The organism is Kitasatospora cinereorecta, assembly GCF_024172095.1.
Taxonomy (GTDB): domain Bacteria; phylum Actinomycetota; class Actinomycetes; order Streptomycetales; family Streptomycetaceae; genus Kitasatospora; species Kitasatospora cinereorecta.
This window is the reverse complement of the sequence record NZ_JAMZDX010000004.1, coordinates 577,071-589,692: the sequence shown is the minus strand read 5'-3', so window position 1 is coordinate 589,692 and position 12,622 is coordinate 577,071. Positions and strand designations below refer to the sequence as shown.

General features: G+C 73.4%; 10 protein-coding genes. 2 read left to right on the top strand and 8 right to left on the bottom strand.

Translation table 11 applies throughout. The annotated features are described in order from the left end of the window. The first annotated feature begins 2 nt into the window (after positions 1–2). A complete protein-coding gene (locus FHR36_RS22810) occupies positions 3–2,741 on the top strand; it encodes a bifunctional acetate--CoA ligase family protein/GNAT family N-acetyltransferase (protein WP_253800026.1) in 2,739 nt (912 codons plus the stop codon). Between the two features lie 78 nt (positions 2,742–2,819). Here FHR36_RS22810 and FHR36_RS22805 read toward each other — a convergent pair whose 3' ends face one another. From FHR36_RS22805 to FHR36_RS22780, 6 genes are all read right to left on the bottom strand, one after another. Next, a complete protein-coding gene (locus FHR36_RS22805; RefSeq protein WP_253800025.1) occupies positions 2,820–3,923 on the bottom strand; it encodes a hypothetical protein in 1,104 nt (367 codons plus the stop codon). 340 nt (positions 3,924–4,263) lie between these two features. Further along, positions 4,264–6,165: a putative Ig domain-containing protein gene (locus tag FHR36_RS22800; protein ID WP_253800024.1), complete on the bottom strand. Its 1,902-nt coding sequence runs from the start codon at positions 6,163–6,165 to the stop codon at positions 4,264–4,266. Between the two features lie 361 nt (positions 6,166–6,526). Next, positions 6,527–7,027, bottom strand: coding sequence for a P-loop nucleotide/nucleoside kinase family protein (locus tag FHR36_RS22795; RefSeq protein WP_253800680.1), 501 nt, complete (start codon positions 7,025–7,027; stop codon positions 6,527–6,529). 57 nt (positions 7,028–7,084) lie between these two features. Then, positions 7,085–7,318, bottom strand: coding sequence for a DUF1918 domain-containing protein (locus tag FHR36_RS22790; RefSeq protein WP_308199622.1), 234 nt, complete (start codon positions 7,316–7,318; stop codon positions 7,085–7,087). Continuing rightward, on the bottom strand, positions 7,318–8,040 hold the full coding sequence (locus tag FHR36_RS22785) for a helix-turn-helix domain-containing protein (protein ID WP_253800023.1): 723 nt from the start codon (positions 8,038–8,040) through the stop codon (positions 7,318–7,320). The genes FHR36_RS22790 and FHR36_RS22785 overlap by 1 nt, the downstream gene beginning before the upstream one ends. Before the next feature lie 162 nt (positions 8,041–8,202). After that, a complete protein-coding gene (locus FHR36_RS22780) occupies positions 8,203–9,600 on the bottom strand; it encodes a hypothetical protein (protein ID WP_253800022.1) in 1,398 nt (465 codons plus the stop codon). A gap of 204 nt (positions 9,601–9,804) precedes the next feature. Here FHR36_RS22780 and FHR36_RS22775 point away from each other — a divergent pair, with 204 nt between their 5' ends. After that, a complete protein-coding gene (locus FHR36_RS22775; protein ID WP_253800021.1) occupies positions 9,805–11,166 on the top strand; it encodes a chloride channel protein in 1,362 nt (453 codons plus the stop codon). A 7-nt stretch (positions 11,167–11,173) separates the two neighbouring features. Here the strand turns inward: FHR36_RS22775 and FHR36_RS22770 are convergent, their stop codons facing one another. Further along, entirely contained in the window at positions 11,174–11,818 is a 645-nt protein-coding gene (locus FHR36_RS22770) for a potassium channel family protein (RefSeq protein ID WP_253800020.1), read from the bottom strand. Between the two features lie 118 nt (positions 11,819–11,936). Continuing rightward, complete coding sequence (locus FHR36_RS22765; protein ID WP_253800019.1) at positions 11,937–12,500, bottom strand: Rv1733c family protein; 564 nt, start codon at positions 12,498–12,500, stop codon at positions 11,937–11,939. Positions 12,501–12,622 lie beyond the last annotated feature (122 nt).

Here is a 12,622-nt window from a genome sequence, read left to right as displayed (position 1 = left end):
CCATGCCGACCGTCCAGCACCAGCCGTCCGGCAGCGAGGCCCTGCTCGCCGACGGCACGACCGTGACCATCCGGCGGATCACCCCCGCCGACCGGCCGGCCGTGCTCGCCCTGCACGCCGACCGGATGTCGGACGAGAGCCGGCGGCTGCGCTTCTTCGGCGCCAGCCGGCGGGCACCCGGTCTGGCCGCCGACCGGCTGTGCGCCGAACCCCGCCCCGGACTGTGCGCGCTCGGGGCGTGGGCGGCCGACGACCTGGTCGGCGAGGCCGACTACGAGGTGCTCGACGACCATCCGCAATCCGCCGAGCTCGCGCTCGCCGTCGCCGACGCCTGGCACCACCGCGGGGTCGGCACCCTGCTGCTGGAGCACCTCGTCCACGCCGCCCACGAGCACGGCGTGACCGCCTTCGAAGCCGACACGCTGGCCGGGAACCGGGCCGTCCACCGCGTCTTCGCCGACCTCGGACTGCCCGTCCACCACCGCTACGGCCAGGGCGAGATCCGCATCACCGTGCCGCTGGCCGAGACCGACGAGCACTACCGCCGGGCCGTCGACGAGCGCGGACGCGCCGCCGACGTGGCGAGCCTGACCGCGCTGCTGCACCCCGCCTCGGTCGCCGTCCTGGGCGCCTCCCGGCGCCTCGGGTCGGTCGGGCAGACCGTCCTGCGCAAGATCCGGGACGGCGGTTTCACCGGCCCGGTGTGGGCGGTCAACCCGCACGCCGACCGGGTCGCGGGCGCCGTCGCGTACCCCGATCTCGCGGCCCTGCCCGGGGTGCCCGACCTCGCCGTCCTCGCCGTGCCCGCCCCCGCCGTCCCCGCGGCGGCCGAGGCCTGCGGTCAGGCCGGGGTGCGGGCCCTGGTGGTCCTCACCTCGGGTCTGGACGCCGACCGGGCCCGGCAGTTGACGGACAGTTGCCGCCGGTACTCGATGCGGCTGGTCGGCCCGAACAGCCTGGGCATCGCGCAGACCGCCCCGGACGTGCGCCTCGACGCCGAGTTCGGCGGCGTCTTCCCGCTGCGCGGCACAGCCGGAGTCGCCGTGCAGTCCGGGGGCGTGGGCATCGCACTGCTGGAGCGCCTGGCCTGGCTCGGGATCGGCGTCTCCACCTTCGTGTCGCTGGGCGACAAGTACGACGTCAGCGGCAACGACCTGCTGCAGTGGTGGGAGAGCGACGGATGCACCGACCTCGCCCTGCTCCACCTCGAATCCTTCGGCAACCCGCGCGCCTTCGCCCGCACCGCGCGCCGGGTCACCCGCACGCTGCCGGTCCTCACCGTCGACGCCGGGCGCTCCGCCGCCGGCCGCCGGGCCGCCGCCTCCCACACGGCCGCGGCCGCCACCCCGACCGTCACCCGGGAGGCGCTGTTCCGGCAGGCGGGCATCACCGCCACCCGCTCCATCGCCGAACTGGTCGACGCCGCCGCGCTGTTGCACGCCCAGCCGCTGCCGGACGGACGCGGCGCGGTCGCCGTGGTGTCCAACGCGGGCGGCATCGGCATCCTCGCCGCCGACGCCTGCGCCGACGCGGGCCTGGCCCTGCCCGCCCTGCCACCCGGCCTCACCGCCCGGCTGCTGGCCCTGCTGCCGGACGGCGCCTCGGCCGCGAACCCCGTCGACACCACCGCCGCGGTCGAACCGGACCGGCTCCGGGCCTGCCTGGACGCCCTCGAGGAGAGCGGCGCGGTGGACGCCCTCCTGGTCTGCCTCGTCCCGACCGCCCTCGCCACCGAACCGGCGGGCGACCTGCTCCGGGGCCTGGTCGAGGGCCGGGCGCGGCGCCGCCTCCCGGTCGCCGTCGTCCGCCTCGACCAGGAGGTGCCGGTCCGCCACCTCCGGGCCGACGACGGCACCCGGTTGCCCGCGTACGCCGACGTCCGCGCGGCCGCCGTCGCCCTCGCCCACGCACGCGACCGGGCCCGGTGGCTGGCCCGGCCGGACAGCGCCGAGGCCGACGTTCCCGACCGCGACACCGTCGCGGCGCGACGGCTGGTCGACCGGTACCTCGCCGCCCACCCCGACGGCGGGTGGCTCGACCCGACGGCCACCGCCGATCTGCTGGACTGCTACCGGCTTCCGCTCACCACGACCGTGTGGGCCCCCGACGAGCACAGCGCCGTCCTCGCCGCCCGCGGGCTGCGCGCGCTCGGACACCGGAACAGCGCCGTGCTGAAGGCGTACTGGCCGGACCAGGTGCACAAGAGCGCCGCCGGCGCCGTCCGGACCGGCCTCGGGACGGACCGCGAGGTGCGCGACGCCTACCGGGAGTTCACCGCGGCCCACGGCAGCCGGATGGCCGGCGCTGTGGTCCAGCCGATGGCCGCACCCGGGGTGGAACTGCTCGCCGGCGTCGTCCAGGACGAGGTCTTCGGACCGCTGGTCGTCCTCGGACTCGGCGGCACCGCCACCGAACTGCTCGACGACCGGGCCGCCCGCCTCGCGCCGCTCACCCAAGCCGACCTGCCCGCCATGGTCGCCGAACTGCGCACCGCCCCCCTGCTGTCGGGCCGCCCCGGCAACCCGCCCGTCGACCTTCCGGCCCTCCACCGCGTCCTCGCCGGACTCTCCCGGATGGCCACCGACCTGCCCCAGCTCGCCGAGGTCGACCTCAACCCGGTGATCGCCCGGCCCGACGGCGTGCTCTGCGTCGACGCCCGGATCCGGCTGGAGCCCAGGCCCCCGTTCGACCCGTACCTGCGCCGGCTGCGCCGCCCCCGCACCGCCACGCAGGCCCCGTGAGCGAGCCGGGAGCGCGAACGCGCCGGGGCGGGCCGACCGGCCCGCCCCGACGCTCGGGAGATCAACCCGTCAGCCCGGTCAGGGAACGATCGGGTGGGAGATCTGGCAGCCGCCGGCGCCGCCGTTGTAGTCGTTCGACCAGGTGCCCTGCATGGCGAACGAGCCGGTCGCGAACGTCACGTTCTGCGCGCCGCCGACGCCCCCGGTGCCCTTCCAGGCGCACTTGTCGGCGTTCTCGTAGCCGGTCGAGTCGGTCCAACCACCCGCCGGGTTCTGGTCGGTGACGGTCTCCGAGTACTCGTGGCCGTAGACGATGGTCACGCCGTCCAGGGTGCCCGCGCTGCCCGCGTTGACGTAGTTCTGGCCGCAGGACGTCCCCATGTCGGTGACGTACGGGTCGTTGGTGAACGCGATGTCGCCGTACGGGGAGGCGGCGGCGCCGCCGGAGAGGGTGGTGTCGCCGTTCCAGTCGTGCCAGGCGCAGAACTGGCCGCCGGCGGTGTTGAAGCCGTCCGGGTGGGTGCCGGTCGGGGAGAGGACCACGTACTGGACGTTGCGGTTGGACGCGGCCGTGGTGTTGCCGAAGTGACCGGCCGCCTTCACCGCCTCGGCGGCCAGCTGGTTGCCGGTCGCCTGGTTCGGCGCGGCGGCGGAGCCGTCGACCCAGACACCGGCGAGCGCCCCGCCGGTCGGGTAGCCGACGTGGGCGGACGACGCGGTGCAGCTGGTGGAGCCGGCGGCCACGCCCTCGCAGTACTGGGTCATGACGCCGGACCAGGTCTCACCGTTGGTGCCCAGGCCCTTGAACAGCTGCTGGGCGCGCACCGCGATGCCCTGCGGGTCGCCGGAGAGCGTGGTGTAGCCGCTCGCGTCGGTGCCCTGGGTGCCCCACTGGGAGCCCATGAAGACCAGGTACACCTTCTCCGGGCCGGTGGTCACGCCGATGCCGTCGACGCCACCGCCGTACTTGAGGTTCGAGGTGCGCTTGCCCGCGGCGGCGCTGTTGGCGCTCTTCGCGGAGACCACGCCGTGGCGGTACGGGTGCGACTGCCCGGCGAACTCGTCGACCGGCTGGTTCGCGGAGGCGGGGGCGGCGGCGAAACCGGCGGCGGCGATCACCAGCGAGGTGAGGCCGGTCGCGGCCTTGACTCTCGCCCGGCGGTTGGTGGGGGACATACCCATGGTGGGGGTTCCTCTCTTCTGCCGGCCGCGTACGGGTCGCGCGGCGGCAACGGTTGCCGTGGGGGACGACTGACGGCCGGTCGGAACGCGGCGTCGCGAGCATTTCCGAGGACCGGGCGGCAGCACATCAGAGCCGGAGAAAGCGGGTCAATGCACCGGACGGTAAAGGAATTCCATTGCCTGGATCGCGAAATCCCAAAGGGCGCAGGTGGCCGACCGGTCAATGCGCGTAGCGCACTCCGGCGTCAACAGTTGAGGAATTCCATGAACTGTATGGAGGAGAAATGTGCGGGGCCCGACGGTCGGCCTTCTCCGCCGGGCCCCGCTGGGTGGATTGCCGTCAGCTGGTCTGGATCGCGGTGTCGTCGATCACGAAGCTGGTCTGGAGGGAGGAGTCCTCCACGCCGTTGAACTTCAGGGTGACGCTCTGTCCGGCGTAGGCGGACAGGTCGACGGTCTTCTGGGCGTAACCGGTGTTCTTGTTGAGGTTCGAGTACGTCGCCACCGTGGTGCCGTTGACGGTCACGGTCAGCTTGTCGTACTGGGTCGTGGTGGTGGTCTCAGCCGTGTCGATGTGCAGCCAGTAGCTGAGGGTGGCCTTGCAGCCGGCCGGGATGGTGACGGTCTGCGAGGCGCTGTCGGTGTGCGCGGAGCCGTAGCCGTTCAGCCACGCCTTCCAGGAGCCGCCGTGGGCCGCCTCGGACGCCGAGTTGTCGACCACACCGCTGGTGGTCGTCCACGGAGCGGCGGAACCGGTCTCGAAGCCCGCGTTGCCGAGCAGCTGGGTCGCGGTGCAGCCGCCGGTGGTGGACACCGTCCAGGAGAAGGAGGCGCTGCCGGAAGCGTTGGTGGTGTCCTTGGCCGTGACGGTGACCGAGGAGGTACCGACGGCGGTCGGGGTGCCCGAGATCAGGCCGGTCGAGGCGTTGATCGACAGGCCGGCCGGCAGACCGGTGGCCGAGTAGGTGAGGGTCTGGCCCGAGGCCGAGTCGGACGCGCTGACCTGCAGGCTCACGGCGGTGCCGACCTTGCCGCTCTGGCTGCCGGGGTTGGTGACCGTCACGGTGTTGCCGGTCTGGCCGCCGACGATCGGGTGCGAGATGGCGCAGGAGTTGGTGTCGTTGGACCAGCTGGCCTGCTCGGCCCAGGTGCCGAAGCTGCCGAAGGTGACGTTGGCGGCGCCGCCCGCGGTGCCGGGGGAGAGCCAGGCGCACTCGTCGGAGTTCTCCTGGCCGTCGTAGCTGCTGCCGGTGTGGTTGGTCCAACCGCCGGCCGGGTTCTGGTCGGACATCATCTCGTGCCACTCGTGGCCGAGCGTCATGGTCCAACCGTCCAGCGTTCCGGGCGAGTTGACGAAGCCGACGCCGCAGCCTGCGCCCGAGTCGATGTTGTAGGGCTGGTTGGAGAACGCGAGGTCGCCGTAGGGCGAGTTCACCGCGCCGCCGGTGAGCGTGGTGTCACCGTTCCAGTCGTGCCAGGCGCAGTACTGGTTCTGGTAGCTGTCCGGGTTGGTGCCGTGCGGCGAGAGGATCACGTAGTACGCGTCGCGGTTGGCCGCGGCCGTGGTGTTGCCGAAGTGGGCGGCCGCGTTGACGGCCTCCTGGCCGAGCTGGTGGCCGCTGGCGGCGCTCGGCGAGGCGGCCGCGTTGTCGTACCAGACGCCGGCCAGCACGCCGCCGCTCTGGTACGGGACGAAGTTGGCGTTCGCCGGGCAACTGGTGGCGCCGGCAGCCACGTTGGGGCCGTCGCACCACTGGGTCAGGTCCGCGGACCAGAGTTCGTTCCCGGTGCCGATGCCCTTGAACATCTGCTGGGCGGCGCCCGCCGCCCCGGCCGAGTCGCCGGAGAACTTGGCGTTCCCGTTGGCGTCGGTGGTCTGCGTGCCCCACTGGGTCCCGTAGAACACCAGGTAGACCTTGGAGTGGCCGCTCTGCACGCCGATCCCGTCGATGCCGCCGCCGTACGACAGCGTCTCGGGGCCGGTGGCGGCGTTCAGCGCCGGGTGGGAGGCCGCCCAGTCCTGCATCTTGGCGTGCTGCTGCAGCGTCGGCACCACACCGTGCCGGTACGAGTGCTGGTACGCCGGGCTGTACGGGTTGGCGACGGAGCCGCCCTGCGGCGACACCGGCTCGTTCGCCGCCTGGGCGGCGACGGCGGTGGTCAGCGCGCCGGTGACCAGCGACAGCGACGCGACGGCCGCCAGGGCCAGCCGTCTGGTCGCGCGGATGCGGGGAATGCCCATGGGTGGGGGAATCCTCTCTCCTGCCGTCCTTGCGTGCCGGTGGGCCCGGAGGACGGCTCGTGGCATGTCGGGGTACGGCAATGACACGGGCGGGAGGAATGCGACGTGGGGCGGCCCGTGCTTTTGCCGGCGGTGCCATGGAAGTGCTGACGCCTGGAAATGACGCGACGTCAGCAGCCGAGCAGCGGAGCAAGGGTGGGGCAGTGGAAGAAAAGCAGCGATGACGGGTCGCAGTCAACGACTGGAACGGAAGAAATGGGTGTGAGCCGTCGAAACCTCCGGCGAGGGAAAATTCTCTCCGGAAATCGGCAATGGGTCGGTACCGGTCCCGTCGGCGGGCCCGGTACGGCGGCAGCGGTCCTCACACCGGCGGCTGGACGAGGACCCGCTCGCCCTCGCCGGCCGGCTCCTCGAAGTGGGCCAGGTACCGGTGGAGCAGCCGCTCGTCCACGGTGACCGCGTTGGCGCCCTCCTGGCCGTTGCGCACCGCGAGTCGGCGCTCCAGCGTCGCCCGGTCGGCCTTGAGATGGACCAGCTCCCAGCGGCAGCCGTGGCGTTCGACCAGCGCCTTGTAGTCGTCGCGGGCGGCGCGGCTCCAGAAGCTGTAGTCGATCACGACGTCGCGCCCGGCGAGCATCAGCTCGACCAGCTCCGCCCGTTGCTCGCGGCGGACCTCCTCCTTGAGCCGGTCGAAGGCCGCCTCCTCCAGCACCAGCCCGGCGTCGCGCTGCCCGAGCCGCTGCCAGACCACCTCGTCGATGGAGAGCCGCGCATAGCCGCGTCGGACCAGGCCCATCGCGTACGTCGTCTTGCCCGCCCCCGGGAGGCCGCACATCAGTACGACCGTGCTCGCTCGTCGCATCACCCGGCCCACGCTAAGGCCTGTCTGACAGGCCTTGCGCCGGGCACCGGGGCGGCGTCACTCCGCGAGGCGGTGCGGAGCCTCCTGACCCCCCGCGGCGGTGTGCCCGTAGTGGTGGAGACGGGCGTCCGGGCCGGGGAAGAACTCCGACACCCGCCCGGTGTCCGACCAGCGCACGTCGTACGGCGGGCTGCCATCGGCGTGGTGCAGCGCGACGATCTCACCGTCGCGCCGGGCGGTACCGGGACGGGTGCCCTCGACGATGATCCGGTCTCCCACCGCGGCCCTCATCACCGACTCCGTTCGGTGCCGGCCGACTCGGTGGAGTCGTCGGAGGTGGTGACGGTGCGTCCGGTGACGGCGGCCGGCTCGACCCGTACCCAGAGCTCGCGGTCCCCGCCGGCCCACGGGTCGGGGCCGCCCCGGTGGCGCAGCAGCTCCGCGGCCGCCCGGTCGGCGAGCCTGGTTCCCTCGCCGACGACCAGGATGCTCCAGCCCGTGCGCATCGCCTCGTCGACCCGGTCGACCTCCACCGCCACCCGGTTGCCCACAGCGGCGGCGAGCGGACCGTCGACGCCCGTCCGGAACAGCACGGCGCCGTCGAGCACGCGGAAGTTCACCGGCAGCACGATCGGCCCGTCCGGCGTGGTGAGGGCCACCCGGCCGATCCCGCCGGGGGCCAGCCTCGCCCAGCACTCCGCGGCCGCCAACTCCTCGAGCCGCGGCCGCGCCGCCGCGGCCGCCCGGCCGGGCGGCAGGTCGAGCCCGCCGCCGAGGAGCTGGTCGGCCGAGGTCTCCAGCGCCACGGCCAGGCGCAGGAGCGGACCGATGTCGACCGCCGTGGGCGAGGTCTCCAGGTACTCCAGGTACTCCTCCGCCATCCCGGCCCTGGTCGCGGTCGCCGTGCGGCTCAGCCCGAGCTGTTCGCGCCGGAGGGTGATGCGGCGCCCGAGGTCGCCCGGGTTGATCGCCCGGTCCCGGTCGGACGCGTCCGATGCGGCGTGCATGAACATGGTCTCCGCTCCCTTCCGCTCCGCGCGGCGCGCGCGGCGATGGGCGACCGTGTCGGTGACGGGGCTCCGACTCCAGCCTCGCCGGGAGCGGCGGCCGCCGGGAGGGCCGGTCGGTCCCCTCGGCCCGTCCGGGCGGCCCGCACCGGTCGGCTCACCGTTGGATCAGGCGGCTGCAGCCGGAGGCCCGCCCGGTGCGGGCCCCGGCGCGGGCCCGGGCGCCGGTGGGTCGCCGCCGGCGCCGGTGTCGAGGAACTCGCGGATGCCGAAGCCGAGTGCCACGAAGAAGGTGATCCACAGCACCACCGCCCAGGTCGGGTAGGACCAGGTGGCCAGGACCACGGCGCCGATCACCAGGATCGCCGCACCGATCCAGCGCTTCCAGCGGTGCACGAAGGGCCCGACCGGGCCGAGCTTCATGCCGAGCGAGTACAGCGCGTCGCGCAGCGAGCCGATGATGCGCCGGCAGGCCTCGCGCACCGCGACGGCGGGCCGGGACGGCCCGAGCAGGAAGGCGCCGACGGCGGTGACCACGGCGACCGCGCCGACCGCCCGGATCGTGGCCCGCATGAAGCGGACGAGGGTGTCGTAGACCGTACCCGCGGCCGCCTGGTTGGCGCCCGGTGGCAGGTGGTCGAGGTAGATCGCGCGGAAGACCGTGAGCACGATGCCGAGCAGCAGCATGGCCAGCGCCACCCCGACGGCGGCGCCGACCAGCGCGCGGCGCCGGTTGACGGCCAGGAAGACGCCGCCCGCCGCGATCAGCACGGTGATGATCGGCAGCCAGACACCCATGATCTCCAGCAGCCGGAAGTACGTCTTGACCTTGCCGATGTCCTTCGACTGGAACACCACGAAGTTCGTGTGGACGTCCGGGATCTTGGCGGCCACGCCCAGACCGGCGTTGACCAGTTCGTCCTTCACCTTGGCGACGATCGGTGCGATGTCGATGGAGACCTGGTTGTTCTCCAGGACGACCGCGCCGCCGCCCTTCCCGGTGAGTGCCTTGTCCAGGGCGGTGTGGATGAGCCGGTTGGCGTCGACCCAGATGGTGGCGAACTGGTCGCTGGTGACGACCTTGTTGACGGCCTTGCTCACCAGCTCGGTGAGGCCGCTCTTGATCGGCCCGCTCAGGTTGTTGATCAGGTTGGCGGCGTTCTGCGGCACGCCCTGTTCGGCGGCGGCGTCGGAGAGCTGTTTGACCAGGGCGGTTACGTCGATCTGGTCGAGCACGACCTGGGTGACGCGGTTGGTGACGGCCTGCTGGATGTCGGGCTCGGTGGCCAGCGGGGCCATGGTCTGGACGTACCGGTCGGTGTTGCCGACGAAGTCGGACGTCCAGACCGCCAGCACGGACAGCAGGGACAGCAGGGAGGCGATCACGATGAGCACCACGGAGCCCGAGGTCCGCAGCCGGTGGTGCTGCTTCGCGGGCGCGGCCTCCAGCGCGGCGATCCGCTTGTGCAGCCGCTCCAGCTCGTCATCGCCGCCGTTCGCGGCTCCCCCGGCGGGACGCCCGCCGGGGGGCTCCTCGGGATTCGGACCGGACGTGTCGGGTCCCATCGACCGCTCCTAGGGAAACGTGCACGGGTGTCGCAAGGGCTTCCAGGAGACGGCCCGTACGGCCTGCGCACCACCGGAGGGCGGCGTTCGGGTGGTGCGGTGACGACGCGTCCGGCGGAAGGGTAGCGGCCGGTGCCCGGTGTGCTACCACGGGAGGGGCGCGCGATGCCGCGATCGTCACCTGTATCCGAGGAAGGACCGCGCATGGCGACCGGACCGGCAGTCGACAGCGCCACCCCGCCGCCGGATCCCTTCACGATCGTCCGCAACCGCGGCTACCTCGTGGTGCTGGTCGTCTCGGCCCTGCTGGGCGTCCCGATCTCGGCGGCCGCGTTCGGCTTCCTCGCCCTGGTGTCGGAAGTCCAGTCGCTCGTCTACAACGACCTGCCGAAGGCCGTCGGCTTCAGCAGTACGCCCGACTGGTGGGCCGTGCCCATGCTCGCCGTGGCCGGCGTCGTGGTGGCCCTGACCGTCCGCCACCTGCCGGGGCACGGCGGCCACGAGCCGGCCGAGGGCCTGAAGACCGGCGACACCCCCTCGTTCGCGATCGTCCCGGGCGTGGCCCTCGCCGCCGTCGCCTCGCTCTGCCTGGGCGTCGTCCTCGGGCCGGAGGCGCCGCTGATCGCGATCGGCGCGGGCCTGGCAGTGGGCGCCCTGCGCCTGCTCAAGCGGGACGCCCCGACCTCGGCGGTCGCCGTGGTCGGGGCGGCCGGGAGCTTCGCCGCGATCAGCGAACTGCTCGGCTCGCCGCTGCTCGGCGCGTTCCTGCTGATGGAGGCCTCCGGCCTGTCCGGCCCGATGCTCGGCGTGGTGCTGGTGCCCGGCCTGCTGGCCGCCGGCGTCGGCTCGCTGATCTTCACCGGGCTCGGCTCGTGGACCGGCCTCGGCACCTACTCGCTGACCCTGCACCAAGTGCCCCAGGCCGACCGTCCGAGCCTCTCCGAGTTCGCCTGGGCGATCCTCGTCGGGGTGGCCGCCGCGTTCCTCGGCGAGGCGGTCCGCCGCACCGCGCTGCGCCTGAAGAGCCACGTCGAGCGGCACCGGCTGCCGCTCACCGTGCTGGCGGGCGTCCTGGTCGGGGTGACGGCCCTGATCTGGACGGTGCTCTCCGACAAGCCCCTGTCCGGGGTGCTCTACTCGGGTGAGTCCACGCTCGGCCCGCTGCTGGCCGACCAGGCCGCGTACTCGGCGGGCACGCTGGTGCTGCTGGTGGTGTGCAAGTCGCTGGCCTACTGCCTCTCGCTCAGCGCCTTCCGCGGCGGCCCGGTCTTCCCGTCGCTGTTCATCGGTGGTGCGGGAGGGCTGGCCGTGTCCCACCTGCCCGGGGTGGACACCACCACTGGGTTCGCGATCGGGGTGGGCGCGATGAGCGTGGCCATGCTGCGACTGCCGATGACCAGCGTGCTGCTGGCCACCCTGCTGCTCGGCGCCCAAGGGCTGACCGTGATGCCGCTGGTGATCGTCTCGGTGGTCATCTCGTACGTGCTCACGCTGCGGATCACCCGGCCCCCGTCGGCCGATCCACCGGCCCAACCCGGCACCGGCGCACCGCCCCGGACGGGCTGAACGCGCCTCAGCGCGGTGCGGGCCCGTCCGGGCCGGGCGGTCGGCCGCCGTCCCCCTCGTCCGGCGGCGTACGCCCGGTGTCGGGGGCGTCGGGGGCGTCGGCAGTGTCGCCGGGAAGGCCGCGCCGGTCCAGGCCCGCGTGGACGGCGCCCAGGATGACCCGGGCGGCGATGCCGAGCAGGATCAGGTCCCCGACCATCTGCACGGTCACGGTGATCCTCGCCGGATCGGTCACGGCGGCGATGTCGCCGAAGCCCACGGTGGTGAACACGGTGATCGTGAAGTACAGCGAGTCGGTCCGGTCGAGGTGCTGGGTGAACGAGCCGGGCTCGCTCCGCTCCATCAGGAAGTAGGTCACCGCGAACAGCAGGACGAACAGCGGGAAGGTCGTCGCGAGCGCCTCGACGGCCCTCAGCCGCGGATAGCGCGCGCGGACGATCGCCCAGGTCTGCCAGCCGATCAGGACCGCGACGGCGAGCAGCCCGAGCGCCAGGCCGACCACCGTGTCGCCGGTGAACCCCTTGTCGAGCGGCAACAGGTAGTACGCCGTCACCAGGCCGGTGGCGGTCAGCAGGGGCCGCAGCAGCGCGACCACGACCAGCAGCCGCCGCTGCCGCTTGGGCACATCCTCGAGCGCCGGCGGCGTCCTCATCCGGGAAGCTCCTCGACCCCGGTCCGGTGCGGGAGTACGTCAATCCCCATGAGGGCCAGGATGCCGCCTCGGCGCGGGTCGCGCGCCCGGGGGCTGCCGGGACGCGGAGGTGCGGGTCTCAGTTCGGGAGCCGCTTCGACCAGCGGGGCTCGACCAGGCTCCACTCGGCGTCCCACCGGGCGTAGCGGCCGCGGTCGAGCAGCCGGACCGACCCCTTCCAGGCGGCCAGGCACACCACCGCGACGGAGCCGGCGGTCACGGCGGCGGTGGTCAGCCCGGCGGTGACGGCCTGGCCGCCGGTGACCGGTGCGGAGGTGACCGCGTCCCGCCCGTCGACCCACAGGACGACCGGGGTACCGGCCCGCACCCCGGGCCAGATCCGGACCGTGGTGGTGCGGGTGGTGCCGTCCGCCGCCGTCCAGGAGGCGGTCACCGGCACCTTGGAGACGACCTGCGGGGCGGAGTCGACGGCGTCCGCGGTCAGATGCGCGGTCACGGTGTGCCGGGCCGCGGACTGGGCCCGCCCGGCATGCACCTCGGCCCGGTACGACTGCAGGCCGGCGGCGGCCGCGGCGACCGGGAGGCCGACCAGCACGACGGCCAGCAGGATGCGGCCCAGCCACCACTGGAACCGGTCGGAGGACCGCCGCAGCGGATTGACCCGTTCGGAGAACGCAGACATGACGTCCGCCTCCTTCCCGCCGGCGGAGCCGACCGCCGACCGCTGCCGTCCTCGGTACCCGGTGGTCCCTGTCCGGGCCGGCCGGCCTCGCGTTCCGGGTGCGCCGGGAGGCCGTGTCTCCA

What these genes read in the sequence shown, in the direction of transcription:
- FHR36_RS22810 (WP_253800026.1), top strand. Translation starts at nt 3, where the DNA reads ATGCCGACCGTCCAGCACCAGCCGTCCGGCAGCGAGGCCCTGCTCGCC.
- FHR36_RS22805 (WP_253800025.1), bottom strand. Translation starts at nt 3,923, where the DNA reads ATGGGTATGTCCCCCACCAACCGCCGGGCGAGAGTCAAGGCCGCGACC.
- FHR36_RS22800 (WP_253800024.1), bottom strand. Translation starts at nt 6,165, where the DNA reads ATGGGCATTCCCCGCATCCGCGCGACCAGACGGCTGGCCCTGGCGGCC.
- FHR36_RS22795 (WP_253800680.1), bottom strand. Translation starts at nt 7,027, where the DNA reads ATGCGACGAGCGAGCACGGTCGTACTGATGTGCGGCCTCCCGGGGGCG.
- FHR36_RS22790 (WP_308199622.1), bottom strand. Translation starts at nt 7,318, where the DNA reads ATGAGGGCCGCGGTGGGAGACCGGATCATCGTCGAGGGCACCCGTCCC.
- FHR36_RS22785 (WP_253800023.1), bottom strand. Translation starts at nt 8,040, where the DNA reads ATGTTCATGCACGCCGCATCGGACGCGTCCGACCGGGACCGGGCGATC.
- FHR36_RS22780 (WP_253800022.1), bottom strand. Translation starts at nt 9,600, where the DNA reads ATGGGACCCGACACGTCCGGTCCGAATCCCGAGGAGCCCCCCGGCGGG.
- FHR36_RS22775 (WP_253800021.1), top strand. Translation starts at nt 9,805, where the DNA reads ATGGCGACCGGACCGGCAGTCGACAGCGCCACCCCGCCGCCGGATCCC.
- FHR36_RS22770 (WP_253800020.1), bottom strand. Translation starts at nt 11,818, where the DNA reads ATGAGGACGCCGCCGGCGCTCGAGGATGTGCCCAAGCGGCAGCGGCGG.
- FHR36_RS22765 (WP_253800019.1), bottom strand. Translation starts at nt 12,500, where the DNA reads ATGTCTGCGTTCTCCGAACGGGTCAATCCGCTGCGGCGGTCCTCCGAC.